This is a genomic window from Streptosporangium amethystogenes subsp. fukuiense (genome assembly GCF_042665875.1).
GTDB lineage: Bacteria > Actinomycetota > Actinomycetes > Streptosporangiales > Streptosporangiaceae > Streptosporangium > Streptosporangium fukuiense.
Window position 1 is genome coordinate 6,452,265 of sequence record NZ_JBHTEE010000001.1, and the last position, 26,866, is coordinate 6,479,130.

Annotated in this window: 26 protein-coding genes and 1 pseudogene; 8 read left to right on the top strand and 19 right to left on the bottom strand. The window is 69.9% G+C overall.

The window, feature by feature from the left end; genetic code table 11:
- Positions 1 to 11 precede the first annotated feature (11 nt).
- The 7 genes and pseudogenes from htpX to ACFQVD_RS28130 all read right to left on the bottom strand — a co-directional run bounded on the left by htpX (position 12) and on the right by ACFQVD_RS28130 (position 8,210).
- A complete protein-coding gene (gene htpX / locus ACFQVD_RS28100; protein WP_343964975.1) occupies positions 12 to 863 on the bottom strand; it encodes a zinc metalloprotease HtpX in 852 nt (283 codons plus the stop codon).
- A gap of 73 nt (positions 864 to 936) precedes the next feature.
- Positions 937 to 2,571, bottom strand: coding sequence for an NADH-quinone oxidoreductase subunit N (locus ACFQVD_RS28105; RefSeq protein ID WP_343964977.1), 1,635 nt, complete (start codon positions 2,569 to 2,571; stop codon positions 937 to 939).
- A complete protein-coding gene (locus ACFQVD_RS28110) occupies positions 2,568 to 4,283 on the bottom strand; it encodes a complex I subunit 4 family protein (protein WP_343964979.1) in 1,716 nt (571 codons plus the stop codon). The genes ACFQVD_RS28105 and ACFQVD_RS28110 overlap by 4 nt, the downstream gene beginning before the upstream one ends.
- Before the next feature lie 162 nt (positions 4,284 to 4,445).
- Positions 4,446 to 6,359 carry an NADH-quinone oxidoreductase subunit 5 family protein gene (locus ACFQVD_RS28115; protein WP_343964981.1) on the bottom strand — a complete coding sequence of 638 codons (1,914 nt, stop codon included), beginning with the start codon at positions 6,357 to 6,359 and terminating at the stop codon, positions 4,446 to 4,448.
- Between the two features lie 266 nt (positions 6,360 to 6,625).
- Positions 6,626 to 6,928 (bottom strand): annotated as a pseudogene (gene nuoK, locus ACFQVD_RS28120) (NADH-quinone oxidoreductase subunit NuoK); the annotation flags it as partial.
- A 2-nt stretch (positions 6,929 to 6,930) separates the two neighbouring features.
- On the bottom strand, positions 6,931 to 7,467 hold the full coding sequence (locus ACFQVD_RS28125) for an NADH-quinone oxidoreductase subunit J family protein (protein WP_343964983.1): 537 nt from the start codon (positions 7,465 to 7,467) through the stop codon (positions 6,931 to 6,933).
- Positions 7,464 to 8,210, bottom strand: a complete 747-nt coding sequence (locus ACFQVD_RS28130; RefSeq protein WP_343964985.1) for a NuoI/complex I 23 kDa subunit family protein — start codon at positions 8,208 to 8,210, stop codon at positions 7,464 to 7,466. Before ACFQVD_RS28130 ends, ACFQVD_RS28125 begins: the two co-directional genes overlap by 4 nt.
- A 244-nt stretch (positions 8,211 to 8,454) precedes the next feature.
- Between ACFQVD_RS28130 and ACFQVD_RS28135 the strand changes: the two genes are divergently transcribed.
- Positions 8,455 to 9,855 (top strand): serine/threonine-protein kinase, encoded by a 1,401-nt coding sequence (locus ACFQVD_RS28135; protein WP_343964987.1) that lies wholly within the window; start codon positions 8,455 to 8,457, stop codon positions 9,853 to 9,855.
- 69 nt (positions 9,856 to 9,924) lie between these two features.
- On the opposite strand, the gene ACFQVD_RS28140 is transcribed toward ACFQVD_RS28135, so the two are convergent.
- The 5 genes from ACFQVD_RS28140 to ACFQVD_RS28160 all read right to left on the bottom strand — a co-directional run bounded on the left by ACFQVD_RS28140 (position 9,925) and on the right by ACFQVD_RS28160 (position 13,474).
- Complete coding sequence (locus ACFQVD_RS28140; RefSeq protein WP_343964989.1) at positions 9,925 to 10,893, bottom strand: hypothetical protein; 969 nt, start codon at positions 10,891 to 10,893, stop codon at positions 9,925 to 9,927.
- Between the two features lie 125 nt (positions 10,894 to 11,018).
- Positions 11,019 to 11,975 (bottom strand): NADH-quinone oxidoreductase subunit NuoH, encoded by a 957-nt coding sequence (gene nuoH, locus ACFQVD_RS28145; protein WP_343964991.1) that lies wholly within the window; start codon positions 11,973 to 11,975, stop codon positions 11,019 to 11,021.
- A gap of 51 nt (positions 11,976 to 12,026) precedes the next feature.
- Positions 12,027 to 12,569 carry an NADH-quinone oxidoreductase subunit C gene (locus tag ACFQVD_RS28150; RefSeq protein ID WP_343964993.1) on the bottom strand — a complete coding sequence of 181 codons (543 nt, stop codon included), beginning with the start codon at positions 12,567 to 12,569 and terminating at the stop codon, positions 12,027 to 12,029.
- Positions 12,562 to 13,059 (bottom strand): NADH-quinone oxidoreductase subunit B, encoded by a 498-nt coding sequence (locus tag ACFQVD_RS28155; RefSeq protein WP_425580374.1) that lies wholly within the window; start codon positions 13,057 to 13,059, stop codon positions 12,562 to 12,564. The genes ACFQVD_RS28150 and ACFQVD_RS28155 overlap by 8 nt, the downstream gene beginning before the upstream one ends.
- A gap of 43 nt (positions 13,060 to 13,102) precedes the next feature.
- Entirely contained in the window at positions 13,103 to 13,474 is a 372-nt protein-coding gene (locus ACFQVD_RS28160) for an NADH-quinone oxidoreductase subunit A (RefSeq protein ID WP_343964996.1), read from the bottom strand.
- A gap of 168 nt (positions 13,475 to 13,642) precedes the next feature.
- Between ACFQVD_RS28160 and ACFQVD_RS28165 the strand changes: the two genes are divergently transcribed.
- The 4 genes from ACFQVD_RS28165 (at position 13,643) to ACFQVD_RS28180 (ending at position 19,493) form a co-directional block, all read left to right on the top strand.
- The gene (locus ACFQVD_RS28165; protein WP_343964998.1) at positions 13,643 to 15,118 is read left to right on the top strand and encodes a polysaccharide deacetylase family protein; all 1,476 of its coding nucleotides are present in this window, start codon (positions 13,643 to 13,645) and stop codon (positions 15,116 to 15,118) included.
- 376 nt (positions 15,119 to 15,494) lie between these two features.
- Entirely contained in the window at positions 15,495 to 17,348 is a 1,854-nt protein-coding gene (locus ACFQVD_RS28170) for a 2-oxoacid:acceptor oxidoreductase subunit alpha (protein WP_343965000.1), read from the top strand.
- 10 nt (positions 17,349 to 17,358) lie between these two features.
- Positions 17,359 to 18,405, top strand: coding sequence for a 2-oxoacid:ferredoxin oxidoreductase subunit beta (locus ACFQVD_RS28175; protein WP_343965002.1), 1,047 nt, complete (start codon positions 17,359 to 17,361; stop codon positions 18,403 to 18,405).
- 149 nt (positions 18,406 to 18,554) lie between these two features.
- Positions 18,555 to 19,493, top strand: coding sequence for an NAD-dependent epimerase/dehydratase family protein (locus ACFQVD_RS28180; RefSeq protein ID WP_343965004.1), 939 nt, complete (start codon positions 18,555 to 18,557; stop codon positions 19,491 to 19,493).
- A 116-nt stretch (positions 19,494 to 19,609) separates the two neighbouring features.
- On the opposite strand, the gene ACFQVD_RS28185 is transcribed toward ACFQVD_RS28180, so the two are convergent.
- Positions 19,610 to 20,257, bottom strand: coding sequence for a DNA alkylation repair protein (locus ACFQVD_RS28185; protein WP_386274386.1), 648 nt, complete (start codon positions 20,255 to 20,257; stop codon positions 19,610 to 19,612).
- Between the two features lie 212 nt (positions 20,258 to 20,469).
- Positions 20,470 to 21,378 (bottom strand): helix-turn-helix transcriptional regulator, encoded by a 909-nt coding sequence (locus ACFQVD_RS28190; protein ID WP_343965008.1) that lies wholly within the window; start codon positions 21,376 to 21,378, stop codon positions 20,470 to 20,472.
- Between the two features lie 242 nt (positions 21,379 to 21,620).
- Here ACFQVD_RS28190 and ACFQVD_RS28195 point away from each other — a divergent pair, with 242 nt between their 5' ends.
- Positions 21,621 to 22,643, top strand: a complete 1,023-nt coding sequence (locus ACFQVD_RS28195) for a zinc-dependent alcohol dehydrogenase family protein (protein WP_343965010.1) — start codon at positions 21,621 to 21,623, stop codon at positions 22,641 to 22,643.
- Positions 22,644 to 22,825: 182 nt separating this feature from the next.
- Positions 22,826 to 23,593 carry an SDR family NAD(P)-dependent oxidoreductase gene (locus ACFQVD_RS28200; RefSeq protein WP_343965012.1) on the top strand — a complete coding sequence of 256 codons (768 nt, stop codon included), beginning with the start codon at positions 22,826 to 22,828 and terminating at the stop codon, positions 23,591 to 23,593.
- Here ACFQVD_RS28200 and ACFQVD_RS28205 read toward each other — a convergent pair.
- Genes ACFQVD_RS28205 through ACFQVD_RS28215 form a run of 3 tightly spaced genes read right to left on the bottom strand, consistent with a single transcriptional unit; the run spans position 23,578 to position 24,362 of the window.
- A complete protein-coding gene (locus ACFQVD_RS28205; RefSeq protein ID WP_343965014.1) occupies positions 23,578 to 23,724 on the bottom strand; it encodes a hypothetical protein in 147 nt (48 codons plus the stop codon). The genes ACFQVD_RS28200 and ACFQVD_RS28205 overlap by 16 nt on opposite strands.
- Positions 23,721 to 23,933: a hypothetical protein gene (locus ACFQVD_RS28210; RefSeq protein WP_343965016.1), complete on the bottom strand. Its 213-nt coding sequence runs from the start codon at positions 23,931 to 23,933 to the stop codon at positions 23,721 to 23,723. The genes ACFQVD_RS28205 and ACFQVD_RS28210 overlap by 4 nt, the downstream gene beginning before the upstream one ends.
- Before the next feature lie 6 nt (positions 23,934 to 23,939).
- Positions 23,940 to 24,362 (bottom strand): hypothetical protein, encoded by a 423-nt coding sequence (locus ACFQVD_RS28215; RefSeq protein WP_343965018.1) that lies wholly within the window; start codon positions 24,360 to 24,362, stop codon positions 23,940 to 23,942.
- Between the two features lie 304 nt (positions 24,363 to 24,666).
- Here ACFQVD_RS28215 and ACFQVD_RS28220 point away from each other — a divergent pair, with 304 nt between their 5' ends.
- Positions 24,667 to 25,182 carry a hypothetical protein gene (locus ACFQVD_RS28220; RefSeq protein WP_343965020.1) on the top strand — a complete coding sequence of 172 codons (516 nt, stop codon included), beginning with the start codon at positions 24,667 to 24,669 and terminating at the stop codon, positions 25,180 to 25,182.
- A 24-nt stretch (positions 25,183 to 25,206) separates the two neighbouring features.
- Here the strand turns inward: ACFQVD_RS28220 and ACFQVD_RS28225 are convergent, their stop codons facing one another.
- The gene (locus tag ACFQVD_RS28225) at positions 25,207 to 26,136 is read right to left on the bottom strand and encodes a CPBP family intramembrane glutamic endopeptidase (RefSeq protein ID WP_343965022.1); all 930 of its coding nucleotides are present in this window, start codon (positions 26,134 to 26,136) and stop codon (positions 25,207 to 25,209) included.
- 26 nt (positions 26,137 to 26,162) lie between these two features.
- Positions 26,163 to 26,816, bottom strand: a complete 654-nt coding sequence (locus ACFQVD_RS28230; protein ID WP_343965024.1) for a hypothetical protein — start codon at positions 26,814 to 26,816, stop codon at positions 26,163 to 26,165.
- Between the last annotated feature and the right edge of the window lie 50 nt (positions 26,817 to 26,866).

Below are 26,866 nucleotides of genomic sequence, written 5' to 3' on the forward strand. Positions count from 1 at the left end.
ATCCGGCGGGGTCAGCGGCGGTACCCGGCCATGCGCTCCAGGCGGGCGACGCGCTCGGCGGTGGGCGGGTGGGTGGAGAACATCCGGCCGATCCCCGCGCCGCGGAAGGGGTTGGCGATCATCAGGTGGGAGGCGGAGGCGATCCGGCTGTTCTCCGGGAGGGGCAGATGGCGGGTGCCCATCTCGATCTTTCTCAGTGCCGAGGCGAGCGCCAGCGGATCGCCGGTCAGCCGAGCGCCCGACTCGTCCGCCTGGTACTCGCGGGAGCGGGAGATGGCCATCTGGATCATCCCGGCCGCGACCGGGCCCAGCACGATCATGAGGAGTGCGCCGATGAATCCGGGCCCCTCGTCGTCGTCCCCGCCGCCGAAGAACAGCCCGACGTAGCCCAGATAGGTGATCATGGTGGCGAGCGCTCCGGCCACCGAGGAGATCAGGATGTCGCGGTTGTAGACGTGGGAGAGCTCGTGCCCGATGACACCGCGCAGCTCGCGCTCGTCGAGTATCTGGGTGATCCCGTAGGTGACGCAGACGGCGGCGTTACGAGGGTTGCGTCCCGTCGCGAAGGCGTTGGGCTGCATGGTCGGCGAGACGTAGAGCCGGGGCATGGGCTGGCGTGCCTCTGTGGAGAGCTCACGCACGATCCGGTAGAGCAGCGGCTGCTCGACCTCACTCACCGGCCGGGCGCGCATGGCCGACAGCGCGATGCGGTCGGAGAAGAAATAGGCGGCACCGTTGGTCACCAGCGCGACCAGAACCGCGATCTGCACGCCTGCGCCGCCTCCGAACCACGCCCCCACCGCGATGATCACCGCGGACAGTGCGCCGAGAAGGACCGCGGTACGCAGACCGTTGTGGTGCACTACACCCCCCTTTCGGTTGATGCCGATTCACCTGTGACAACGTTTCCAGCCAGGACAAACGTTCCCAGGTGTTTCAGCCCACGGCGATGAGTGCTCCGGGGACGAGGTCGAGGACCAGTTGGGGGGCGACCGAGAACACGACCGCGACGATTCCGGCCACCGCGATCGCCACACCGGCGGGCAGCCAACCGGCGGCGTGGCCGGCCGTTTCCGTGCCCTCGGCGGCCGGGGTGAAGATCCGCACCACCCAGCCGATGTAGTAGTAGAGGCCCGCGACCGTGTTGATCGCCATCACCACGGCCAGCCAGCCGCCGTCACCGCCGAGGAGCTCCCGGAACACCACGATCTTGGCGAAGAGCCCGGCCAGCCCCGGGGGCAGGCCCGCCAGGCAGATCAGGAAGAAGGCCAGTGCTGGCCCGGCCGCCGGGTTCCGGAACGCCAGGCCCCGGTAGTCGTCCAACTCCCCCCTGCCGGAACGCCTCGACACCAGTGCGACCACGGCGAACGCCCCGAGGTTCATCGCCGCGTAGAAGACCAGGTAGGCGATCGAAGCGTTCACCGCCTCGCCGCGCCCGGTGCCGAGGGGAGCGAGGATGTAGCCCGACTGGGCGACGGACGACCAGGCGAGCAGCCGCACGGCATGGCGCTGGCGCATGGCCAGGAGGTTGCCCACGGTCATGGTGAGCGCGGCGATGATCGTGATCAGCGGAACCCAGACGGCGCCCTGGCCGCCCAGGGCGACGAGCAGGATGAGGATCAGTCCGGCGAACCCGGCCGCCTTGGAGATGACGGAGAGCAGGGCCGCGACGGGAATGGGCGCGCCCTGGTAGACATCGCCCGCCCACGCGTGGAACGGCACCGCCGCGATCTTGAAGGCGAACCCGGCGAGGACCAGCACCATCGCCACGGTGACCACGGCGGGCAGGTCGTAGCCGATCTCCAGCGAGGAACTGTAGGCGGTGTCGGCACCGTCCAGGACGAGTCTCAGTCCTGGCGCCCCGAAAACGCGCTGCTGCAGAGCCTGGGCGATCCGGTCGAGGTAGACGGTCCCGGTCGTCCCGTACAGCAGGGAGACCCCGAAGAGCATCACCGCCGTGGAGACCACGGAGACCAGGAAGAGCTTGACCGCGGCCTCGGAGCTCCGGCCGTCGTAGCGTCTGAGCGCGGTGAGCGCGAACACCGGCAGCGAGACGAGCTCCAGGGCGACCACCAGCATGATCAGGTCACGGGAGGCGGGCAGCGCGACGGCACCCGCCAGCGTGCAGAGCAGCAGGAAGTACCACTCTCCGACGGGGATGTCCCCGAAGGCGAGCTCTGCCGCCGAGAGCAGCACCACGACGATTCCGGCCGCCAGTGCGAGTCCCGCGAAGACCAGGGTGAAGTCGTCGACCACGAACGAGCACGGCGCCGCGGCGGCCGGGGTCGCCGTCTGTTCGGTGCTCAGGGGGGCGATGGCGCCGATCACCGCGTGGGGGGAGCCGAGCAGTCCTTCCGGCACGCAGAAGGTCCTCAGCGGGTCTCCGGTGCGCAGTGCCTGCGAGACCACCACCGCCAGGGCACCGATCACCCCTGCCAGGGTGACCGCGCCGAGCGCCGGCCGGACGTACGGCCTGCGGGGCAGGAAGGCGTCCAGGAGCAGCACCAGCCCGGCGGTGAGGGCGAGGATCAGCGGCGGCGCGACCGCGTAGTAGTCGATCGACTGGATCACGGTGCCCCCACCAGGGTTCGGACCACCGGATCGGTGAGCAGGAGGAGCGCCTTGGGCCAGAGCCCGAACAGCAGGATCAGCGCGATCAGCGGCACCCAGGCGGCCAGTTCGTGGCCCATGACGTCGGGCATCCGCGGCCTGCCCGCGCTCGCCGCTCCCGGCGGGTGCGTGCCTCCGCCGGCCGCGGCCGTCGCGGCCGCGGGGAGGTCCTCCGCCCCGCCCGCCCTGGATCCGAGGGCGTCGTCCTCGGATCCGGTCGGGCCCGTGGAGGGGAGAGCGTCCGGGGTGGCCGCGGCGAGGAGCGGGACGTGGACGGTCTCGGTACTCCGGCCGTGGGTGACGCGGGAGAGCATGAGCAGGAAGTAGGCGGCGGTCAGCACGGTGCCGAGACCTCCGAGGGCCATGAAGACCAGGTAGAGGGAGCCGGACAGGCCCGTGGCCGGTTCGAAGGCGCCGAGGAGGGCCAGCATCTCACCCCAGAAACCCGCCAGCCCCGGCAACCCGAGTGAGGCGACACAGGCGAAGGTGAGCAGGGAACCGAGGTGGGGAAGGCGGGTCAGCATGCCGCCACCGAGGGCGGGCATGTCCGAGGTGCCGTAGCGCTCCTTGATCGCCCCCGCGACGAAGAACAGCAGGGCGGTGATCAGGCCGTGGGCGATGTTGCCGAACAGCGCGCCGTTGATCCCGACGGGGGTCAGCGTGGCGAACCCGAGGAGCACGAAACCCATGTGACCGACCGAGGAGTAGGCGATCATCCTTTTGAGGTCGCGCTGGGCGAGGCAGGCCAACGAGCCGTAGATGATGCCGACCACCGCGAAGGCTCCGAGCCAGGGGGCCACGGCGGCGGCCCCGTCGGGCAGGACCGGGATCGCGATTCTGGCGAAACCGTAGGTGCCCATCTTGAGCAGCACCCCCGCCAGGAGCACCGAGCCGACGGTGGGCGCCTCGGTGTGGGCGTCGGGCAGCCAGGTGTGCAGCGGCCACATCGGGGTTTTGACCGCGAGACCGATGCCGACGGCCAGGAAGGCGATGATCTGCACCGAGCGGGACATGCCCGTCCCCCGCGCCTGGGCCAGAGCGGTCATGTCCAGAGTGCCGGTCTGCGACCAGATGATCAGTAGGCCGAGCAGCAGGACCACCGAGCCCAGCAGGGTGTAGAGGATGAACTTGATCGCCGCCGCCCGGCGGGCACGTCCTCCCCAGAGGGCGATCACGAAGTACATCGGGATGAGGACGACCTCGAAGAACACGAAGAACAGCAGCAGGTCGAGCGCGAGGAACGTGCCGATCATGCCCACTTCGAGGACGAGCAGCGTGAACACCAGTGCCCGTGGCCGGTCACCGCCGCGTCCGGGGCTCAGTAACTGCCCGGGGCCGTCGGCGCGGCCCCGGCACAGGTAGACGAAGCAGAGAAAGGTCAGCAGCGTGGTCAGCACGACCAGCGGCAGTGAGATCCCGTCCACGCCGAGGTGGAACCTAAGGTCCAGGCCGGGGATCCAGGCCAGGTCGGTCACGAACTGCACGCGGGCGGCGTCACCGTGGTCGAACGCGGCGGCCAGCACCACCGACAGTGCGAAGGTGACCCCGGAGACGGCCGGCCCGTGCACCCTGAGCAGCCGCTCCCTTGCCGCCGTATCCGCCCCGGACGGCACGAGCAGCACGCCTGCTCCGGCGAGCGGCACGCCGAGAAGTGCGATCAGGAGCCAGCTCATGGCGCGGCCACCTCACAGGAATTCGGCCCCGGATTCGGCTCTGGGTTCGCTTCCAGGTTCGGCACTGAGTTCGGTCGCCGGGGAGAGGTCAACGGCGCGTCACCGCCAGACGGGTGGAGAGCGGCACGGCGGCGTCCACGCCGCCCCGGGGGGACAGAGAGCTCACCCGAAGATCACCGCCCCGGCCGCGATCAGGAGGACGCCCGCCAGCAGGCCGGTGACGTAGAGCTGGGCGTTGCCGTTCTGCACCAGGCGGACCAGCCCCGCCAGTCTCAGGGTCGTCCGGCCCGAGCCGCGTACCGTGCCGTCCACCACGCGGTTGTCCGTGCGGACGACGAGGCGCGCGAGGAGCAGCACGGGCCGGACGAGGAGCCCGGTGTAGACGGAGTCGACGTAGAAGGCCCGCTCGCAGGGGACGCGGAAGGGGCCGAGCAGGCGGGCCGGGTCGGTCTGGGGCGCGGAGCGCCACACCGCGTAGACCGCCCCCGCGCCCAGCAGTGCCACCGTGAGGCTGAGGGCGGCGGTGCCCCAGTGGACGTCGCCGATGCGGGCGAAGCCGAGGAGCAGGGCCGGAACGGCCAGCACGACGATGGGCCAGTGCATGCTGGCCGGCACCTCATGTACTGCAGGTACGGCGGCGTGGGCCTCGCCCGCCGCGGGCTCGGGCCGCGAGGCGCGCTGCCCGAAGAAGGTGCGCAGCCACGCGCGGGTGGCGTAGGCGCCGGTCACCGCGATCGTGGCGAGGGCGCAGCCGTAGAGCAGGAGGGCCGCGGCGTCGGTCAGCGGGCCCGCGGACAGGGAGTGCTCGATGCCCGTCAGCATCTCGTCCTTGCTGAAGAAGCCACTGGCCGGAGGCAGGCCCATCAGGGCGGCGAAGCCGATCGTCATCGCGGCGAAGGTGACCGGAAGCCCCCTGCGGAGACCTCCCATCGTGCTCATCAGGTTGGAGCCGACCGCGTGGATCACCGCTCCGGCGCAGAGGAAGAGCAGTGCCTTGAAAGCCCCGTGGGTGATCAGGTGGAAGATCGCGGCGTCCCGTGAGCCTGCGGCCAGGGCACCCGCCATGTAGGCGAGCTGGCTGATCGTGGAGTAGGCGAGGACGCGTTTGAGGTCGTCCTGGGCCAGGGCGGCGAGGGCCGCGCCGAGCATGCCGAGGGCGGCCAGGACCGCGAGCACGTCCAGGGTGGGCCGGGCGCCGAGGAAGGCGGGATAGAGCCGGGCGACGACGAAGATCCCGGCGGCGACCATGGTGGCCGCGTGGATGAGGGCGCTGATCGGTGTCGGTCCTGCCATCGCGTCGGGGAGCCAGACGTGCAGCGGCACCTGGGCGCTCTTGCCCGCGACCCCGGCCAGCAGCAGCATGGTGGCGGCGATGAGGGTGCCGGACGACATCTCGGGGACCCCGGCGATGACGTCGGCGATCCTGAAGCTGCCGGCCGCCGTCCCGAGGACGAAGATGCCGAACAGGAAGCCGACGTCGCCGATCCGGGTGACGAGGAACGCCTTGATCGCCGCTCGCGAGTTGGCCCGCTCCTCCCACCAGTGCCCGACCAGCAGGTACGAGCACAGGCCCATGATCTCCCAGCCCACGTAGAGGACCAGGAGGTCCGCCGCGTAGACGACCAGCAGCATGGCGCTGGTGAACAGGCTGATGAAGGAGCTGTAGGACGGGTAGCGTCGGTCACCGCGCAGGTAGCCGATGGAGTAGACCTGCACGGCCAGCGCGACCACGGTGACCAGCACCGCGATCGACGCGGCGAGGCCGTCGACGAGCAACCCGACCGAGATCGGCACCGACCCCGTCTCGATGACGGTGAACGTCGCGGTGCCGCCGTCGGCCGCGCCCTGGCCGGTGGCCGCCCAGGTGGCGTAGGCCAGCCAGATCGCCAGGACGGTGGAGATCGCGGTGGGCAGCACGGCGATCCAGGCGGCCCGGCGGTCGGCGCCGGCGTTGAGGTCCGTGCCGGGGTTGCGGGACGTCGCGCCGCGAAGCCCCCGGGGGAGGCGGGAGCCGAGAAGCCCGGTGGCCGCGGCGAGGAAGGGCAGCAGGATGACCAGCGAGGCGACAGTGATCATGACGCGTCACCCGGCCTGGCGTCTGTCTCGGATCCGGCGGGAAACCGGGATCGCCGCGTGCGGGTCGCGGCCCGGGCGGGGCCCCGGGGCAGGTTTCGGATCTCGGCCGGGGTCTGCTCCGGGTGCTGGGTCCGAGGTGGGGGGTGGGCACCGGCCTCGCCGGGGAGTGCCGCCCCGGCGGGATCGGCGGATCCGGGGCCGGTGGGCCGGCTGCCATCGGGTCCGGGGTCGACCGGTCCGGGGTTCGTGGCCCCGGGGTCGGTGGGCTCGGACAGGGAACGGAGGCGGTCGAGGTCGATGGTCTGGCGGTTGCGGTAGAGCGCGAGAACGATCGCGAGACCGAGACCGACCTCGGCGGCGGCGATCACGATGACGAACAGGGTGAGCACCTGCCCGCTGTGCAGTCGGTCGCGCAACCAGACGTCGAAGACGACCAGGTTGAGGTTGACGGCGTTGAGCATGAGCTCGACGGACATCAGCACCAGGATCGTGTTGCGCCGGGCGAGCACGCCGTACACGCCGATGGAGAAGAGCAGTGCCGAGACGACCAGGGGGTAGACGACGTGCACCTTCACTCCCTCCCGCGGATGTCGGTGCGGGACAGGACGATGGCGCCGATCAGCGCCGCCAGCAGCAGGACCGAGAGCACTTCGAACGGGAGCACCCAGTTGCGGAAGATGGCGGCGCCGAGTTCCCCGGCCGAACCGCCGCCGGGTTCAAGCGGGACGTAGGCCATCCGGAAGCCGTCGACGACGACGGTGACCAGCACGGCCGCGGTGGCGATCGCCACGATCACGGCGGCCGGCCGGTTCGAACTGTCGAGGTCGGCGCTCCTGCCGATCGGAGCGCGGGTGAGCATGATGCCGAACAGCAGCAGGACGACGATCGCGCCGACGTAGATCAGCACCTGGACCCAGGCGACGAACTCGGCGGTGAGGACCAGGTAGCACCCGGCCAGCGCGCCGAAGCAGACCACCAGCCACAGGGCGGCATGGACGAGTTGTCTGGTGGTCACGGTAAGCAGCGCCGACCCGACGGCCACCGCGCCCAGCAGGAGGAAGACGATCTCCTGCCCGGTCGGCGACAGATAGGACGGCGCCTCGGTCACGTCTCCTCCTCGGGCTCTCCACTCGGATCCGTGGCAGAAGTCTGCTCCGGCGGTGCCGCCTTCGGAGGAACGTCATCCCCACCTGTGGATAACTTCCCGGCGGACGACTCGCCTGTGGACGGGGTGTCCTTCTTCGGGAGCGCACCCGGCGGCCGGATGGCCCGGACGCTCGCGTGTCCCGCCGAGGGGCCTGTCCTGGGCGGCCTGCCGGGTGGCGGAACCCGCCGCGCGGGTGGCTCCTCGGGGACTCCCGGAGTCTCCGGCGTGGGAGCCTTGGGGGCCGGCGCGGGACGGGGGCGGACCGGGCGGGAGGTGGCCGCCAGTTCCTTCGGCGGCTCGGCGCCCGGCTCGTGGGCCGGGGGCGGCGGAACGGTCTGGGCCCAGGCGGCCAGCCTCTCCTTCTCGTGAAGGAGGTTGCGGATGTCACCCTCGGCGTACTCGAACTCCGGAGACCAGAACAGCGCGTCGAACGGGCAGACCTCGATGCAGATCCCGCAGTACATGCAGAGGGAGAAGTCGATCGCGAACCGGTCGAGCATGTTGCGGGCGCGGGGGCGGCCCCCCTCGGGGGCGGGGAGGGTCTCCTTGTGGGAGTCGATGTAGATGCACCAGTCGGGGCACTCGCGGGCGCAGAGCATGCACACCGTGCAGTTCTCCTCGACCAGCGCGATCACCCCCCTGCTCCTCGGGGGCAGATCCGGCCGGACTTCGGGGTACTGCTGAGTCACCGATCTGCTCAGCATGTGGCGAAGGGTGACGGAGAGTCCCTTCACCAACCCCACTCCTGGTATCCGTGCCACAACTCAACATCATGACGCACAGTGGGGCGCTCGGGAATGCGGTAGGCCCTCCGGACCGCCACGGCAGGGGAACTCACGTTATCCACAGAAGTTATCCACAGACTGTGTGTTCGATAATCAGCCCCCAACCGCCAGGTCGACGGAGAAGGGACTGCGGAGATCCTGAAAAAATCGTATTGTTCGGCACATGTCCCACCAGTACGGACCGGCCTGGCAGCCGCGACCACCGGCACGATCCAACACCGCGTGGAGCGTGGTGTGGGCGCTGGTCCCCCTGTTGACCTGCGGCGTAGGCACGCCGTTCGTCATCGGACACGCCGCGCGCCGGCTGCGGAGCCCGCTGCTGGCCCTCGCCGCCACCCTCTACGCCCTCGGCATCGGCACCTTCGTGATCTCCGCTGGAATCTACGGGAGCTCCGATCTCATCCCGGTCTGGCTGGACACCATCGGGTTGATCGGCCTGTTCGGCAGCTGGCTCGGCGGACTGGGCCACGCGTTGATCCTCAGGGGGGAGGTGTTCCGGCAGCGGCCGCTCCAGGAGTTCCGCCCGGGACCGCCACCGGAGTACGCCCGCCCGCCCTACCAGACCGGCCCCACGGTGGCCTCGGTCCAGCACCCGCCGCAGCGGCGCCCGGTGCCCGCGCAGCACGACGGATACCAGCAGGCGCAGCATCATCAGCGTGACGACCGACCGCCCCAGTACGTGCAGAGCCAGCTCACACAGGGCCAGTTCACGCAGGGTCGGTTCACGCAGGGCCCGCCCACCCATGCCGCACAGGGACAGCACCCCCAAAGCCCTCAGCACACCCCGGCCCCCCAGGGCTGGCTGGGGCCCTACCGCCTGATCGGCAGCCTGGGGAAGGGCGGGCAGGGAACGGTCCACCTCGCGCTCACCCCGCAGGGGCAGAAAGTCGCGATCAAGGTGCTGCACGAGCACTTCAACGGCAATCAAATGGTCAGGGAGCGATTCCTGCGGGAGGTGGAGGCGACGCGCAAGGTGGCGACGTTCTCCACGGCCCGGGTGCTGGACGTGAACATCAACGAGGACCAGGCGTACGTGGTCAGCGAGTACGTGGAGGGCGTCTCCCTGGAGCAGCTGGTCCGCGACAAGGGGCCGCGCGACGAGGACGGGCTGACCCGGCTGGCCCTGGCCACGGCGGGCGCGCTGGCCGCGATCCACCGGGCCGGCGTGGTGCACCGGGATTTCAAACCGGCCAACGTGCTGATCGGCGCCGACGGACCCCGCGTGATCGACTTCGGCATCGCCCGGGCCCTCGACCAGGTCACCGCGACATCGGGCAACATCATGGGCACCCCCGCCTACATGTCGCCCGAGCAGCTCGCGGGCGAGGCGGTCGGCCCGGAGACCGACGTGTTCAGCTGGGCCTCGACAATGATCTTCGCCGCCTCCGGCCGGGTGGCCTTCGGCGAGGACACCATCCCGGCGATCCTGAACCGGGTGATCAACCACCAGCCGGACCTGACGGCCCTGCCCCGGTCACTGCGCCCGCTGGCCGCGGCCTGCCTGGACAAGCAGCCCCGCAACCGGCCCACGGCCTCCGACATCATGCTGCGGATCGTGCAGTAAGAATCCCCCACGGGGATCCCGCCGTCAACGACCACCTCTCCGGGAGGGTCCGGGCGAAGGTCCGGCGCCTCAGGGAACCGCGTCCTTCGCCCCCGCCGTCAGGTCCAGGTACTCCTCGTGGGTCAGCGAGCGAGCCTGGAACCCAAGACCGTTGCCCGCGGCGAAGCGCTCGACGTCCTCCGCGTTCCAACGCCCCGGCAGGTGGAACAGCCCTCCGCCCACCAGCAGGCCGGTCACGCCGGACTCCGCCGAGTAGAGCAGCAGCTCGGAGGCGTCCAGCTCGCGGGTCCTGCGCGCGGTCTCCAGCAGCAGGCGATCGTGGACGACCACCAGGCGGCAGTGCGGCTGGCCCTCGCGCCTGAGCACACGTCCCTGGGCGGTCTGGTGACGGGACCTGCGGCGGCCGATCCCGACCACCACGACGGCCCCGACGACCGTCAGCCCGGCCAGCACCAGGGCGGCGACCCCGAGCGGCTCCATTCCCCAGGTGACGTCGCCCTGAGCGGCGTCCCCCCGGGTGACGTCGGCGCGGATGCTGGTCAGATTGAGGAGCACCAGCGCCACGAACGCCGCCCCGTAGGCGAGCACCGCCCACATGAGCACGTACAGCAACTGCTCGCGCCACCACACCTTCGGCGAGCCCAGCGGTGGCCTGAGGCTTCTCGCACCGGGCACCCGCAGGCGCGGCAGGGGCGCGGGCGCCCTGCGCCAGGTCACCGCGCGCCACCTCGGCGACCTGCGGGCCAGCGCGACCCTGGCCTGCTGCGGGGTGTCGAACGCCCGGAACTCGAACTCCAGCCCGCTGCCCGCGGCGAACGCCTCCACCGCCTTCCTCGACCGGGACCCCGGAGCCTCCAGCATGACCAGGCCGGACTCGTCGAGCACCGCCAGGCCGTATCTCGTCCTGCCCCTGCCGGGGTAGCCGAAGATCAGCAGCCTGCTCGCCCGGCTCTCACCGGCGAGTGGCAGCCGCACCGGTGAGTGTTCCGGCACCTCGACGACCAGTTCGTCGTTTTCCACGGCAAGCGCGAGGGTCATCCGTTCCGTCCTTGGCAAGTGATGTCGCAGGGTGCACTACTCCCTGCCCAGGGTGAGCGCTTCGAACGTCAGATCATCCGTACGGTGGGCCGAGCGGGAAACCGGTGCGGGCGCGCGGTGCGAGGTTACCCGGCGACGACCCTGACGACCCCCGTCAGCGCGAGCTGGACCAGCGCCAGCGGCACCAGACCGGCCCAGGCGAGCCTCTGCAGCTGATCTTCACGGAGCCTGGGATAGCTCACCCGGAGCCAGATGACCACGAAGACCAGCAGGAAGACCTTGATGAGCATCCACACCGGCCCCGGCAGGAGGGGGCCGTGCCAGCCGCCCAGGAACAGCACGCTGGTCAGTGCGGAGACCACGATGATCCCCGCGTACTCGGCCAGCATGAACAGGGCGAACCTGATGCCCGTGTACTCGGTCATCGGGCCCATGATGAGCTCGGAGTCGGCGATCGGCATGTCGAACGGCGGGCGCCGGAGCTCGGCGAGTCCCGCGACGAAGAAGACCACGCCGCCGATCGCCTGCCAGGGCAGCCACCACCACTGCCAGGCCGCCACGATGCCCGGCAGGGAGAGCGTGCCCGCCGCCATCGCGACGCTGGAGGCCGCGAGGACCAGCGGCAGCTCGTACGACATGAGCTGGGCCGCCGAGCGCACTCCGCCCAGGACCGAGTACTTGTTGCCCGACGACCAGCCGGCCATGATCGAGCCGAGCACGCCGACCCCCATCACGGCGAGGACGAAGAACAGTCCGGCGTCCAGGTCGACCCCGACCAGCCCCGGCCCGACCGGGATGACGACCATCACCAGGAGATAGGGGATCAGCGCCACGCCGGGGGCCAGGGTGAAGACCCTGCGGTCGGCGGCGGCCGGGATCACCTGCTCCTTCTGCATGAACTTGACCCCGTCGGCGATCAGCTGTGCCCAGCCGTGGAAGCCGCCGGCGTACATGGGGCCGAGGCGCGCCTGCATGTGCGCCATGACCTTGTGCTCCATCTGCCCGGCGACCAGCGGCAGTACCAGGAAGGCCGCGACGATCACGACCAGCCGGACCGCGACGTCGAGCACCTCGGCGATCATGCCTACCTCCGGTCCTTCGGGGGGAGAAGCCTGCCGGGTCGCCGTGATGTCTCAGCCGCCACGCTCGCGCCCCCAGTCGGCGGGCACCCCCGGCGGGAGCGTCTTGCGGCGGCTCGGCGAGCCGTGGTCGGACTCGCCGGGTTCCTTGGCTCCCGGCCATGCCTTGGCGACCCTGGCGGCCAGCACGAAGTCCTTGCGCAGCGGGAACCCCTCGAAGCCCTCGGGAAGCAGCAGCGGGACGAGGTTCGGGTGGCCCTCGAAGACGACGCCGAACATCTCGAAGGTCTCGCGCTCGTGCCAGTCGGCTCCGCGGAACACGCCGACCGCGCTGGGCAGCCGGGGGTCCTCGCGGGCCACCCTGGTGCGCAGCAGCAGGTGGGCGTGGGAGGCGGGGGCGAACAGGTGTGCGACGACCGCCAGGGCCTCCGGCGGCTCGTCCACCGCGGTCAGCCAGTCGAAGAACTCGTACCCCTGGGATCTGGCGGACTCCAGCAGGGCGATCCAGCCGTCGGCGTCCACGTCGACGGTCCGGTAGCCGAAGGACTCCGACACCCGGGCGTCCTCGCCGTGGGTGAAGGGGTGCAGGTCAGGCATAGCGATCACCCAGGTTCTCGGCGGCGATCTTCTCCTGGAGCATCATGATGCCGTGGAGCAGCGCCTCGGGGCGGGGAGGGCAGCCGGGGACGTAGACGTCCACCGGGATGATCTGGTCGACGCCCTTGGTCACACAGTAGGAGTCCCAGTACGGACCGCCGGAGTTGGCGCAGGCACCGAAGGAGATCACGTACTTGGGATCGGGCATCTGCTCGTAGAGCCGCTTGACCGCGGGGGCCATCTTGTCGGTCACCGTGCCCGAGACGATCATCAGGTCCGCCTGCCGGGGGCCGTTGGCGAACGGGATGACCCCGAACCTGATGAAGTCGTGCCTGCTCATCGTGGTCGCGATGAACTCGATGGCGCAGCAGGCCAGGCCGAAGTTGAACACCCACAGCGAGTAGCGACGCCCCCAGTTGAGGATGAAGCGCATGGGTTTGGGGGCGAGCCGGGTCGCCGGGCCCACCGTGGGCATCGGGAGATCTGCCATGGCACGCATTCTCCTTCAGGGTCGGTGCCCGTGCTCGCCCGGTTCAGGTCCAGGTGAGCACGCGCTTGCGCCAGGCGTACAGGATGCCGAGCGCGATGAAGCCGAGGAAGACGAACATCTCGGCCAGGGTGGTCGTCCCGAAGCCCGGCTCAGCGAAGATCGTCGCCCAGGGGAAGAGGAAGACCGCGTCGACCGCGAAGATCACATACAGGTAGGTGAACACGTAGTAGCGGATCTGGGACTGGGCCCAGCCCTCGCCGACCGGGTCGACGCCGCACTCGTAGCTGAGCAGCTTCTCGGCGGTGGGGCGGCTGGGCCGGAGCGCCCGGTTGCCGAGCAGCGCCACGACGACGATCAGCAGGCCGATCGCGAACAGCGCGAGGACCACCACATAAGAGCCGAAATATCCGCTCATGGCCTCTCCTCTTCGGGGCCTGCCGCACGGCCTCACCGGATCTGCCGTACGCCCTACCTATAGCAGTATCCGCCCTTCCCGTCATGCGGCGAAGCCCACCGCTAAAGCCTCCGTGCACTTAACCTCAAATCCGGGTAAATGCACTATTACCGCACCTAGGGTTACTTCATGCCTAACCTGCGATTCATCGGAGGAATCGCCTGGATGGCCGTGACGATCGCCGGTTGCGGCGCAACCACCACCCCCTCTTCCGCGAAGGCCACCGTGCCCTCGGAGCCCACATTGATCGATTATGTGGACCCCTCCGTGGTCCAGGGCCTGAACACCCGGACCCTGTTCTCCGGAGAGACGGGAAACCAGCACGTGCACGCCGTCTATCCGGCCGTCGCCGACGCCCCCCGCCTCACCGAGAGGCTGCACCGGACCGTGAGCGGGGAACTCGACAGGTTCACCCGGCGCGGCGGCCCCGCCGACGCCCTGCCCAAGCCCGAGTTCAACGTGGACTGGCAACTCGCCGCCGCGTCCCCCGAGGTCCTGGGAGTACGGCTGCGCATCGGCCGCTCCATGGAGTCGGGCTGGAACGAGTCGCGCACCACCGTCTGGTACGACCGGACGAAGCGGCGCGCCCTCGACTCCGCCGACCTGCTCACCGGCCGTCCCGCGCTGGTCGCGCTGGCCGGGATCGTCAGGAGCGAACTGGCGCTGCGAGGACCGCTGGTGACCCCGAACGCGCTCAGGCCGGACCGGGAGATGTTCGACTCCCTCGTTTTCAACCCGCGCGGCGACCTCGTCGTGGAGTTCGACGACGAGCAGGTGGGGCTGGGGGTCGCCGGCCGGGTGGCGGTCGCCGTACCGTCCGCGACCGCGGCGCCGCTGCTGTCGGAGGTCGGGCTGCGGGCACAGCGCGCGGCCGTGCGGGCGAAGAAGGTCCCGGTCCCCACGTCGCGGGAGGAGATCGAGGCCGCGAGCACCGACAAGCCTCCGGCGCGCAGCGCCCAGGCGGGCAGCGTGGACTGCGCGAAGCTCAGGTGCGTGGCGCTGACCTACGACGACGGGCCGGGCCCCGAGACCTCGCGGCTACTCGACATCCTCCGCGCCCACGGGGCCAGGGCGACCTTCTTCAGCCTCGGTTCCAACGCCTCCGCACGGCCCGACCTGCTCAGGCGGATGCGCGACGAGGGACACCTGGTGGCCAACCACACCTGGTCCCACCGCGTCCTCACCATGCTGCCCTCCAGCAGGATCGCCGACCAGCTCACCCGCGCGCAGCACACGATCGCCCAGACCATCGGCCAGGCCCCCACCCTGATGCGCGCGCCGTACGGCGACAGCGACATCCAGGTGGCCGCCATCGCGGGCCGTCTGAACATGGCCGTGGTGCACTGGAACGTGGACAGCGAGGACCGGCAGGACGCCGACCCGCAGGCGATCGCCGACCGGACCGTCGCCCGGACCGAGCCCGGAGCGATCGTTCTCCTGCACGACTCCCACCGCGCGACGGTCGACGCGGCCCCCGAGATCCTGCGCCGGCTCTCCGCGGCGGGCTATACCTTTGTCACCGTCCCCGAGCTGTACGGCTCGGATGAGATGCTGCCCGGCCGGATCTACGAATCCGGGGGCGTTTCGGCGGAGCCGGACCGGTAGCCGATGTCATAACCTGGAGCTATGGGGCCATAGCCTGAGGCGATGAGAGCGCGTCCGCGGTGGGACATATAGTTGGGCAGCGTGACCTCAACTGTCCTCTTCGCCCGCCTGCACGTCGACCTGTGCCGGCTCGCGGCGGGGCTGTGTCGGGACGGCCGTCCGCGATCGTGACCTCCATATAGGCCGTGATCCGGCCGCGAACGCGACATCCGCGCCCCAGGTTTCGACTCAGCGGCCGCAGAGGATGCGCGACACGGGTCGCTCTCCTCCGCCGAGTGGAACGCGAAAAGACTACGCGTGACCCCCGAGGATCTAGCATGGAAAAAAGAATGTGCCACGAGCAACGGCGCCCTGTCGCGTCGAGGAGGACTGAGCTGTGACCAAGCAGGTTCAGCAACTCGAACGCGTGATCATCCGTTTTGCCGGTGACTCCGGCGACGGCATGCAGCTGACCGGTGACCGCTTCACCGCCGGGACGGCTGAGTTCGGCAACGACCTGTCGACACTCCCCAACTTCCCCGCTGAGATCCGCGCCCCCGCAGGCACCCTGCCCGGCGTGTCGAGTTTCCAGCTCCACTTCGCCGATCACGACATCCTCACCCCGGGTGACGCGCCCAACGTCCTGGTCGCGATGAACCCCGCCGCGCTGAAGGCGAACCTCTCGGACCTGCCGCGCGGCGCCGACATCATCGCCAACACCGACGAGTTCACCAAGCGCAACCTGCAGAAGGTGGGCTACGCCGCCAGCCCGCTCGAAGACGACTCGCTCGCCGCGTGGCGGGTCCACTCGGTGCCGCTGACCTCGCTGACCGTCAAGGCCCTCGAAGGCTTCTCGCTGTCCAAGAAGGACGCCGAACGGTCCAAGAACATGTTCGCCCTCGGGCTGCTGAGCTGGCTCTACCACCGGCCCACCGAGGCGACGATCCAGTTCCTGGAGACCAAGTTCGCCAAGAAGCCCGACATCGCCAAGGCCAACATCGCCGCCTTCCAGGCGGGCTGGAACTACGGCGAGACCACCGAGTCCTTCTCGGTCTCCTACGAGGTCAAGCCGGCCAAGCTGGCCCCCGGCGTGTACCGCAACATCTCCGGCAACCAGGCGCTCGCCTACGGCCTGATCGCCGCCTCGGTGCAGTCGAAGCTGCCGCTCTTCCTCGGGTCCTACCCGATCACCCCGGCCAGCGACATCCTGCACGAGCTCTCCAAGCACAAGCGGTTCGGCATCCGCACCTTCCAGGCCGAGGACGAGATCGCGGGCGTCGGCGCGGCGCTCGGCGCCTCCTTCGGCGGTGCGCTGGGCATCACGACGACCTCCGGGCCCGGTGTCGCACTGAAGGCCGAGACCGTCGGCCTCGCGGTGACCACCGAGCTGCCGCTCATCGTGGTCGACGTGCAGCGCGCGGGTCCCAGCACCGGCATGCCCACCAAGACCGAGCAGACCGACCTGCTGATGGCCATGTACGGCCGCAACGGCGAGTCGCCGCTGCCGATCATCGCCCCCTCGACCCCCTCCGACTGCTTCGACGCGGCGGTGGAGGCGGCCAGGATCGCGGTGAAGTACCGCACCCCGGTCATGCTGCTCTCCGACGGCTACCTCGCCAACGGCTCCGAGCCGTGGAAGGTGCCCGACGCCGCCGACCTGCCCGACATCTCCACCGAGTTCGCCTCCGGGCCGAACGCCGAGGACGGCACGACCTTCCTGCCGTTCAAGCGCGACCCCGAGACCCTCGCCCGCCCCTGGGCGATTCCCGGCACCGCCGGCCTGGAGCACCGGATCGGCGGCATCGAGAAGGCCGAGGGCACCGGGAACATCTCCTACGATCCCGACAACCACGACCGGATGGTCAGGATCCGCCAGGCCAAGATCGACGGGATCGCCCACGACATCCCGGCGCTCGAGGTGGACGACCCCGACGGCGACGCCCGCGTGCTGGTGCTCGGCTGGGGCTCCACCTACGGGCCGATCGCGGCGGCCGTGCGGCGCATCAGGAAGGCCGGCGGCAAGGTCGCCCAGGCCCACCTGCGGCACGTCAACCCGCTGCCCGCCAACACCGGCGAGGTCCTGCGCGGGTACGACAGGGTGCTCCTGCCGGAGATCAACCTCGGCCAGCTCGCGCTGCTGCTCCGTGCCCGCTTCCTGGTCGACATCATCAGCTACAACCGAGTGCGTGGACTTCCGTTCAAGGCCGAAGAACTTGCCGGCGTGATCCAGGACGTGATCGACAGTGAGTAGTGGTACCGAATTGTCCGTCCCCGGAACCGGCGGGGGGCTCTCGCTGGTCCCGAAGTCCGAGGTCAAGCTCGGCATGAAGGACTTCAAGACCGACCAGGAGGTCCGCTGGTGCCCCGGGTGCGGTGACTACGCCATCCTGGCCGCGGTCCAGTCGTTCGTGCCCGAGCTCGGCCTCAAGCGCGAGAACATGGTGTTCGTCTCGGGCATCGGCTGTTCCTCGCGGTTCCCGTACTACATGGACACCTACGGGTTCCACTCGATCCACGGCCGCGCCCCGGCGATCGCGACCGGCCTGGCCGCCTCGCGTCCCGACCTGTCGGTCTGGGTGATCACCGGTGACGGCGACTCGCTGTCCATCGGCGGCAACCACCTCATCCACGCGCTGCGCCGCAACGTCAACCTGAACATCCTGCTGTTCAACAACAGGATCTACGGTCTCACCAAGGGCCAGTACTCCCCGACCTCCGAGGTCGGCAAGATCACGAAGTCCACCCCGATGGGCTCGCTGGACAAGCCGTTCAACCCGATCTCGCTGGCCATCGGCGCCGAGGCCTCCTTCGTGGCCAGGACCATCGACTCCGACCGCAAGCACCTGCAGTCGGTGCTGCGCGAGGCCGCCGAGCACCGGGGCACCTCGCTGGTCGAGATCTACCAGAACTGCAACATCTTCAACGACAACGCCTTCGAGCAGTTGAAGGACCCGGAGCGGCGTGACGACATCACGCTCCGCCTGGAGCACGGACAGCCCATCGCCTCGGCTTCCAAGGCGGTGCGCCGGGCGGCCGACGGCGGCATCGAGGTCGTCCCGAGGTCGTCGGTGAGCGAGGACGAGATCCTCGTGCACGACGCCCACCGCGTCGACCCCTCGCTGGCCTTCGCGCTCTCCCGGCTGGACGAGCCCGCCTTCGAGCACGTCCCGATCGGCGTCTTCCGCAGCGTCGAACGCCCCTCCTACGACGAGCTCATGGCCGAGCAACTCCAGGAGGCCGTCGAGGCGCGGGGTCCCGGCGACCTGAACGACCTGCTGCTCGGTGGAGACACCTGGCGCATCGGCTGACACCCGCACCACGTGACGAGGCCCGCTCTTCGGAGCGGGCCTCATCGCTTTTCCCCGGATTCCCGGCATTGCCTGCCGATATCCGATGTCACGAGGTATGAATTATCCGGTCCTTCCCCGAGAACCTCGCTCGAACAGGGAGAGCTCACATGCGAAGCCCGGCCCCCGTACACGGAGCAGAGAACCACTGGCGCGGGAGACGGGTGCTGGTGACGGGAGCCGGTGGCTTCATCGGGGCACACCTGGTGCGACGCCTGGGCGGGTGCGGCGCGCGGGTGCACGCGGTCGGCCGTCGGGTCAGGGAGAGCACGGACGGCGAGACCTGGCACGTCGCCGACGTCGCCGACGAGGGCGCGGTGCGGAAGCTCGTCGACTCCGTCCGCCCGGAGGTCGTGTTCCACCTGGCCAGCGAGGTCGCCGGGGCCAGGGATCCGAAGCTCGTGCTGCCGATGCTGCACAGCAACCTCACCGGCGTGGTCAACCTGCTGACCGCGGTCACCGGCGCCCCGGGAACCCGGGTGGTGCTGGCGGGCTCGCTGGAGGAGCCACGGCCCGAGGAGGGCGACAGGGCGCCGTCCTCGCCGTACGCGGTGTCCAAGTGGGCCGCCGACGGCTACGCGCGGATGTTCCACCACCTGTGGGGCGTCCAGGTCAGCAATCTGCGGATCGGCATGGTCTACGGGCCCGGCCACCAGGACACCCGCAAGCTGGTCCCCTACGTGGCGCTGTCCCTGCTGCGCGGTCAGGAGCCCGAACTGGGCAGCGGTACCCGCGAACTCGACTGGGTGTACGTCGACGACGTGGTCGACGCCTTCCTCGCGGCGGGCCAGACCCCGGACGCGGCCGGACGCGCCTTCGACATCGGCACCGGGACGGGCACCTCGATCCGCGACACCGTGGAACTGCTCTCCGAGATCGTCGGCGGCCGGACCCGCCCCCGCTACGGCGCGCTCACCGACAGGGCGCTGGACAGCGCCAGGATCGCCGACCCGGCCCCCGCCGCCGAGATCCTCGGCTGGCGGCCCACCGTCGGCCTTGAGGAGGGGCTGCGCCGAACCGTCGAGTGGTTCACCCGTGAAGGCCGCTGAACGATGGCGCCTTCGCGCTCCTGGGTCGAGACTCTCGGTGGGCGGCTGCGCGTGGTGGTCGACTTCGAGCGGAGACGGATTGCCGGCTCGCCAAAGGAGTCACCGGCTTGTCGTGGCTATCGGCGCACCATCTCGGTGATCCAGATGGGCGCGAACGGAGACGTGCAGCCCGGGGAGGTCGGGTAGTCCTTGAGCACCTCCAGGCGCTCGCCGATGTCGATCGCCCGGACGCGGTGCTCGGCGTGCTCGATCCCGATCTGAGCCAGGCAGTGGTTCATCGCCCACTGTAGGCGATCGGGGGCGTCCTTCATCTCCGCCTCGATGACGTCGAGCATTCCCGCGAGGTCGAGACCCTCGGGCTTCTTCGCCACGCGTTCGACGGTCAGCGCCCAGCCGGCACTCGCGACCACCGGGTCCGGATCGGCCGACCAGGCCAGGCGCAGCTCTTCGGCGTGCGGGTTCTTCTTCACCACGTAGTTCACCAGCCAGTCGTGCACCTTCGGTGTGCGTGCCTCGCGCAGCATGACGTCCAACTCGTCGCGCTCGAACGCCTTCGGGCGGCAGATCAGGATGGCCAGCAGTCTCGCCGCGCTGTCGTCCGTCTCCCAGAGCCGGCACGCGAGTTCCTGCTGCGTCTTCAGCCGCTTCGCGATCGCGCGCAGCTTGCCGAGGTTCACACCGTGATCGTCACCGTGTTTCTCGTTCACCTCGCGTATCCTCGGGTCCTCAAGCTCGGCCAGCTCGGCCAGCACCTCGGCCGGCATCGTCTCGGCCACCGCAGCCTCCCTCCGTCACGGGCGAGATTCAGCCTACGACGGAAGCCGGCCCCCTGTCGTACGCTCCAATCGGCCGCAGCCACCGACAACGAAGGTGGTTTCCATGGCGCGATTGCGGTTCTACGTCGGCAGATGCCCGATCGCCGGCCTCGCGGGCGCTCGCCCTGCTGAGGCGCCGGCTGATTCCCCAAGGTCCTGGTCTACTGCTCCTGGCGGTGACTCTCGTGTGGGAGGCAGGATGCGGTGTCACCATCGCTGCCGGCATCGAGGGTGGCGGCCCAGCTGGCGAGCAGACGCAGGGCGTCGTGCGAGGGGGTGTCCGGGGCGGCGGTGTAGGCGGTCAGATTGAGGCCCGGGTCGGCGTGCAGGTCCATGGACTCGTAGTCGAGGGTGAGGTCACCAACGGCCGGGTGGTGGAAGGTCTTGGTGCCGGCGTGGTGCAGGCGGACGTCGTGTCTGGCCCAGCGGGTGCGGAAGTCGTCGCTGCGGGTCGACAGCTCGCCGATCAGCCGGGTGAGGTCGCTGTTGTATGGATCACGCCCGGCCTCGGTGCGTAGCAGGGCGACCGTGATGTCGGCGGCGGTGTCCCACTGAGGGTAGAAGCCGGCTCCGGCCGGGTCGAGGAACTGGAAGCGCGCGATGTTCGGCGGCTGGTCCGTGCCGGAGTGCTGCTGGAAAGCGGGCCAGTACATGGCGCGACCCAGGCGGTTGGCGGCCAGCAGGTCCATGCGGCCGTTACGGATGATGGCCGGGGCGTCGGTCATCGCGTCGAGCATCCGCTGCAGCCCGGGACGGACCTTCTGCGCGAGCCGCCGGGGCCGGGGGCGGGTGCCCGCGGCGCGTGCCAGGTCGAACAGGTGGGCTCGTTCGGCGTGGTCGAGCTGCAGCGCCCGGGCGACGGCGTTCAGGACGTCCTCGGACACGCCGCCGATGTGCCCCTTCTCCAGGCGGGTGTACCAGTCGGTGCTCACCCCGGCCAGGACCGCGACCTCCTCGCGGCGCAGCCCTGGCACCCGGCGGCGTACGCCGGGCGCCAGCCCGGCCTGCTGCGGGGTGATCTTGGCGCGGCGGCTGGCGAGGAAGTCGCGGATCTCGTTGCGGTTGTCCACCTTCTCCACTGTAGGGAGCGGCCGGTCGGCGAAGGGGGTCGAGGTTGTCCCCCCGATAGGCACGACCTCCCGCCCGCGCGCAGGAGCGGGTTTCCTGGTGAGCGCCTGGCCCGCCGGGCAAAGGAAGGCCGTACGGGAGGTCATCTTCTCCTCGGTCACAAATGATCAAGACCGTTTCCGGAAACGGGCGGCTTGGGGAGGCGGCCGCCGGGTTCCCGCTGACATTTCCAAAGGAGTTCCATATGCGTGGTGTAGTTCTGCACGCCCCGGGTGACGTCCGTGTCGAGGACCGTCCGGACCCGAAGATCATCGAACCCACTGACGCGATCATCCGCGTGTCGGCCGCCTGCGTCTGCGGCTCCGACCTGTGGCCCTACCGCGGCATCGAGAAGCTCGACCGGCCGGCCCCGATGGGGCATGAGTACGTCGGCGTCGTCGAGGAGGTGGGCAGCCAGGTCACCACCCTCAAGCCTGGCCAGTTCGTGGTCGGCTCCTTCTGGGCCTCCGACAACACCTGCGAGATCTGCCGGTCGGGCTACCAGAGCGCCTGCATCCACCGGGTGCTGATGGGCACCCTCGGCACCCAGGCCGAGTACGCGCGCATCCCACTCGCCGACGGCACCCTGGTGGCCACTCCCGGCCTTCCAGACGCCGACCTGGTCCCGAGTCTGCTGGCCGCCTCCGACGTGCTGGGCACCGGCTGGTTCGGCGCCGTGGCCGCCCAGGCCGGGCCGGGCAAGACCGTCGCTGTCGTCGGCGACGGAGCCGTCGGCCTGTGCGCGGTACTGGCCGCCAAGCAGCTCGGCGCCGAGCGGATCATCACGATGAGCCGCCACGAACCGCGCCGGCAACTCGCCCTGGAGTTCGGCGCCACCGACCTCGTCACCGAGCGTGGCGACGAGGGCGTGGCCCGGATCAAGGAACTGACCGGCGGGCTGGGCGCCCACAGCGTCGTCGAGGCGGTCGGCACCCAGGAGTCGATGACGCAGGCCATCCGCTCCACCCGCCCGGGCGGTCACATGGGGTTCGTCGGCGTCTCCCACGACGTCTCGCTGCCCGGCGATGAGCTGTTCTTCTCCCTCGTCCACCTGCACGGCGGGCCTGCGCCGGTGCGCCAGTACCTGCCGGAGCTGATCGACCTGATCGTCAGTCGCGAGATCGACCCGGGCAAGGTCTTCGACCTCACCCTGCCGCTGGACCGGGCGGCCGAGGGCTACCAGGCCATGGACGAGCGCCGCGCCATCAAGGCCCTCCTCACCCCCTGAGGGACGCCGACGACTCCCGGCACGACACGAGCTTTTCGAAGACCGGTCCGCACCGGTCACCGGTGCGGCCGGTGGTTGTGCTCGCGACCGGCTGCCTTCACCATCGGCCACGCCCTGGTCGTCGACGGCGGCCGAACCGTCTGACCAGCCGTATACCGCACCCACGCCATAGGAAGATCCTCATGAATCCCACCTACGACTTCAGCGGCCAGGTCGCCTTCGTCACCGGAGCCGGTTCCGGGATGGGCCTGGCCACCGCCCGCGCCTTCGCCGAGTCCGGAGCGGCCGTCGCCCTCACCGACATCGACGAACCGGCCCTCGCCGTCGCGGCGAGGGAACTCGTCGACGAGGGCCACCGCGTGCTCGCCGTCACCTGCGACGTCACCGACGAGGACCAGGTCGCCGCCGCGGTCGACCGTACTGTCGCCATCTTCGGCCGCCTGGACATGGCCTATAACAACGCCGGCATCCAGATCCCGCCCAGCGACGCCGCCGACGAGGCCGTCGAGGTCTTCGACCGGGTCAACGCCATCAACCTGCGCGGGGTCTGGGCCTCCATGAAGCACGAGCTGCGGCACATGCGCGCCCAGGGCAGCGGGGCCATCGTCAACTGTTCCTCCCTCGGCGGCCTCGTCGGCCTTCCCGGCCGAGCCTCCTACCACGCCTCCAAGCACGGGGTCATCGGGCTGACCACCAGCGCCGCCCTCGAATACGCACCGCGCGGCATCCGGATCAACGCCGTCTGCCCCGGCACCATCGACACCCCCATGGTCACCGACATGATCGCCAAGGGCGAGCTCGACCAGGCCGAGGCCGAGGCCGACCAGCCCATCAACCGGCTCGGCACCGCCGACGAGATCGCCCAGGCCGTGCTGTGGCTGTGCAGCCCGGGAGCGAGCTTCGTCGTCGGCGTCGCCCTGCCTGTCGACGGCGGCTACGTCGCCCGCTGACCAAAACGCAGCATCGGGGACTGCGCACTGTCGTGGAAGGCGCACAGGCCGCCGGCGACATCGGCTCGGGTGAAGGCATGGCGGCCCAGGAAGTCGATGTGGTCGTGACTTCCATGGGTGCGCTCCTTCACGAAGGCGAGAACAGGGAGCCCTGCCGGACCCGCCGGTATCGCGCGTCCCTGCTCCTAGGCGAGCTTCCCACCAGTTCGACGACGCCCTCCTCTCGCATGATCGACAGCCAGCGGCGTACGGTCTGGTCGCCCAGGCCGGTGCGCGCTGCCGGCTCGGCACGAGACAGGGTGTCGAACGGCTGCGCGCCGGCGGCTCGCCACAGGCACATGTAACCTCAGACGTCGCCTCCGGCCCGGAAAACGCACCGTAGCTCGTCGCCGAGTCCCTGCACGAGGTTCACGTTGTGGTAACGGGAGCTCCGCGCCGGACGCCCGCCCGTGACGCGATACAGGGACGCGGCCGTCGTCGGCAGACCGGCCAGCGTGTGAAAGTGGTTGACATCCTCGACGAAGAACTCGTTCTCCCAGTAGCGGTCACAGTATTCACCGGAACCCAGGTTCTCCAGACGCGAGGGCGAGGTGGCGAGCATGGTCACCGGATCGGCCCCCGTCCAGAACGAGGCGTCGAAAGGAACGATCTCGCGCAGCAGGCGCGAGAGGTCGGCCAGGAACTCGCCGTCGGCGATGCCCGTCCGCGTCAACCGCCGAATCCGCTCGAACGTGTGCCGGGCCGACGCGCTACGCAGGGCTGACTCCATCGCTTGACAATGAGCGCCCAGCTGTCATCAGACAAGCCCTCAAATGGGGGTATTTCTGGGCCGTTCGGCACACAGTTGCGGGGTCCCGCGACCAACGGGCCACAACGCAGTCTGGAAGGTGACGGCAGGCCCGGGACAGGTGTCTCCGGGCCGAAGACCACTGCGGATCCAGCCGTGGAGTCCCCCTCCTGGAAGCACCACGGCCCTTCCTCACCGGCACTCCCCAGCGGCCACGTCGCACCGCGCCGGCGATGCCACACCGGATCCGTGGCCGCTGACCGGATGACGCCCCATGGGAGACGCCGTGCCGAGACGAAGCGCCCTGCTCCTTGGCCCCCTGTCCGCGATCTCCGCACTGCTGCTGACCGTGGCGATGCCACAGCCGGCGCAGGCGTACACCCAACAGCACCAGGTCACGGTGGAGCGGGGAGCCTCCTTCTGCGCCCGGGCCACCGCGGGCATCGACCACCGCGTCCCCGGCACGTTGTCCGGCAACCAGGCGTGGGCCCGCGCCTACGCGCTCGCGGGAGACTGCACCACCGTGCATGGCGCGCGGGCCAGGGTTCGGTTGGAGGTGCAGAAGTGGAACGCGTCCCGCGCCGCGTGGGAGGTGTGCGCGGCCGCGAGCTGGGTGGAGGGCACGACGGGCAGAGACCAGTTCGGCCTTACCGGACCCAGCGTCGGCCTGACCTACACCCCCTGCGGTCCCGGCTGGCGCCAGACGAAGGCCGAAGCGCAGAGCTACCGCTACGTCGACAGCGCCGGCCGTTTCCTCTGGTTCGGCGGCACCCTCTACTCGGGCTACGAGTGGGTGGACTGAGCGTTCGGCTCGCGTCGGCTCGTGTCACGCTGAAGGCGTGCGTGCGGGACCCGACTTCCGGGTCATCCACCAGATGATCGCGGTGATGACGACAAGCCCGGCGCCGGGCACCAGGTTCCCGACCGAACCGACCGTCTCGCCACGACTGCTGAGGGCTCCGCCGAGGTCGAGATGGAGTGTCGTGGCGAGGACGAACGCCGTGGCGTTGTAGACGGCGTGCAGCACGACGGCGACCTCAAGCCCGCCGGTGCGCCAGGTGACGATCGCCAGCGCCGAGAACAGCACGAGATACGAGGTGAGCAGGTAGGGATCGAGCGTGCCGTGGAAGAGCGAGAACAGCACGGTCGTGACGATGATGCCGAGGATCGCCCCGGAGCGGGCGCCTCGGGTCCAGCCGCCGACGACGCGGAACATCAGGCCCCGCAGTCCGTACTCCTCGCCGGCCGCCGCCAGCGGGCTGAGCAGCGTGCTGATGACGATGAACGCGACGAGATCGGCGATCGTCCAAGGGACCGCCTCGCCGGGCACGAGGAACCCGACGGAGACGACGAGGAGGAGCAGGGGCCCGAAGGCGAGCAGCGAGCGGCCGAGGACGCCGTAGCGGAAGCGTCCCGAAACGGAGTGCAGCGAACCTGCGGGCACGCCGTAGAGCAGGCGCTGCAGCAGCATGCTGTAGGGGATGAGCACGGCGAGCGAGAGCGCGCCGGCGGCCTGTTGCAGCGGGGTGAAGCCCGTACGGCCGAGGAGCTGCGCGTCGACGACGGCGGCGCCGATCAAAAACAGCTGCGCGAAGCCGATGAGCCCGGCGAACAGCAGCACGATCGTGAGGATGCCGCGCGGGATCCGGCGCTTGTCGCCCGCGTAGACGCGGTGGTATTCGACGCCGGCAGGCACGCGAGGCGAGTGCTCGGGCTTGTCGGCTCGGAGGAGCCAACCCTCGGTGGTGTTCGTCATGGCGTCCTTCCTCATGGTCCTCACGGTCAGCTCGCGAGAGAGTCGAGCCAGTTCGAACGCAGTCGCAGTGCGCGCTCGGTGCTGCCCGCGACCGCTGCGATGACGGCGGCGAGGTTCGCCTCGACCGGGACGTGCACAGGGAGATCGAATGTCCCGAGTGCATCCGCAACGGGCGGAATGTGCGAGATGGTCTCGACGAGTTGTGGCATGGCCACGCAGATCCCGACGAGCACGAGCAGTGTCGAGACGACGCCGACGAGGCGGCTCAGCCCCGGGTGCGTCCGATGCAGGTGAGCGCGTCGCCCCTCGGCGGAAGCGGGATGAGGCGTCAACTGCGCCTCAGTACCATCGACCCGCACGTAGTGGCAGCGTCGTAAGCCGTAGGTGCCGACGACGACCTCGATGTGACCGCCCGGCACGGGGAAGCGAGCCGGCGTTGTCGAGAGCGAAACGAGTGCGCCGTCGCGGTAGAGCCGCGCGCGTACCGCGCCGTCGTCGCGATCACCCATCTGACGGACGTCGACCGCATAGGTGGACACGGTGCCGTCCGGTGCGCGAAGCGTCAGCGTGCGCACAGACCTGCTCAGCAGCTGCCACCAGCGGAAGCGCGGCAGCGGCTCGCCGTTGCCAGGGCGCACGCGCCGTGCTGCGCGACGGTTGCGCCATCCTCCGAACGCCACCCGAGAACCTCCTGTCTTCGGTCTGTCTTCACCCACAGCATCACTAGTAC

Coding starts and splice junctions, on each gene's coding strand:
- nuoH (WP_343964991.1), bottom strand. CDS start 11,975: ATGATCGCCGAGGTGCTCGACGTCGCGGTCCGGCTGGTCGTGATCGTC.
- ACFQVD_RS28165 (WP_343964998.1), top strand. CDS start 13,643: ATGCCTAACCTGCGATTCATCGGAGGAATCGCCTGGATGGCCGTGACG.
- ACFQVD_RS28200 (WP_343965012.1), top strand. CDS start 22,826: ATGAATCCCACCTACGACTTCAGCGGCCAGGTCGCCTTCGTCACCGGA.
- ACFQVD_RS28180 (WP_343965004.1), top strand. CDS start 18,555: ATGCGAAGCCCGGCCCCCGTACACGGAGCAGAGAACCACTGGCGCGGG.
- ACFQVD_RS28160 (WP_343964996.1), bottom strand. CDS start 13,474: ATGAGCGGATATTTCGGCTCTTATGTGGTGGTCCTCGCGCTGTTCGCG.
- ACFQVD_RS28150 (WP_343964993.1), bottom strand. CDS start 12,569: ATGCCTGACCTGCACCCCTTCACCCACGGCGAGGACGCCCGGGTGTCG.
- ACFQVD_RS28215 (WP_343965018.1), bottom strand. CDS start 24,362: ATGGAGTCAGCCCTGCGTAGCGCGTCGGCCCGGCACACGTTCGAGCGG.
- ACFQVD_RS28210 (WP_343965016.1), bottom strand. CDS start 23,933: ATGTGCCTGTGGCGAGCCGCCGGCGCGCAGCCGTTCGACACCCTGTCT.
- ACFQVD_RS28195 (WP_343965010.1), top strand. CDS start 21,621: ATGCGTGGTGTAGTTCTGCACGCCCCGGGTGACGTCCGTGTCGAGGAC.
- ACFQVD_RS28130 (WP_343964985.1), bottom strand. CDS start 8,210: ATGCTGAGCAGATCGGTGACTCAGCAGTACCCCGAAGTCCGGCCGGAT.
- ACFQVD_RS28225 (WP_343965022.1), bottom strand. CDS start 26,136: ATGACGAACACCACCGAGGGTTGGCTCCTCCGAGCCGACAAGCCCGAG.
- ACFQVD_RS28135 (WP_343964987.1), top strand. CDS start 8,455: ATGTCCCACCAGTACGGACCGGCCTGGCAGCCGCGACCACCGGCACGA.
- ACFQVD_RS28185 (WP_386274386.1), bottom strand. CDS start 20,257: ATGCCGGCCGAGGTGCTGGCCGAGCTGGCCGAGCTTGAGGACCCGAGG.
- ACFQVD_RS28115 (WP_343964981.1), bottom strand. CDS start 6,359: ATGATCACTGTCGCCTCGCTGGTCATCCTGCTGCCCTTCCTCGCCGCG.
- ACFQVD_RS28155 (WP_425580374.1), bottom strand. CDS start 13,059: ATGGCAGATCTCCCGATGCCCACGGTGGGCCCGGCGACCCGGCTCGCC.
- ACFQVD_RS28140 (WP_343964989.1), bottom strand. CDS start 10,893: ATGACCCTCGCGCTTGCCGTGGAAAACGACGAACTGGTCGTCGAGGTG.
- ACFQVD_RS28110 (WP_343964979.1), bottom strand. CDS start 4,283: ATGAGCTGGCTCCTGATCGCACTTCTCGGCGTGCCGCTCGCCGGAGCA.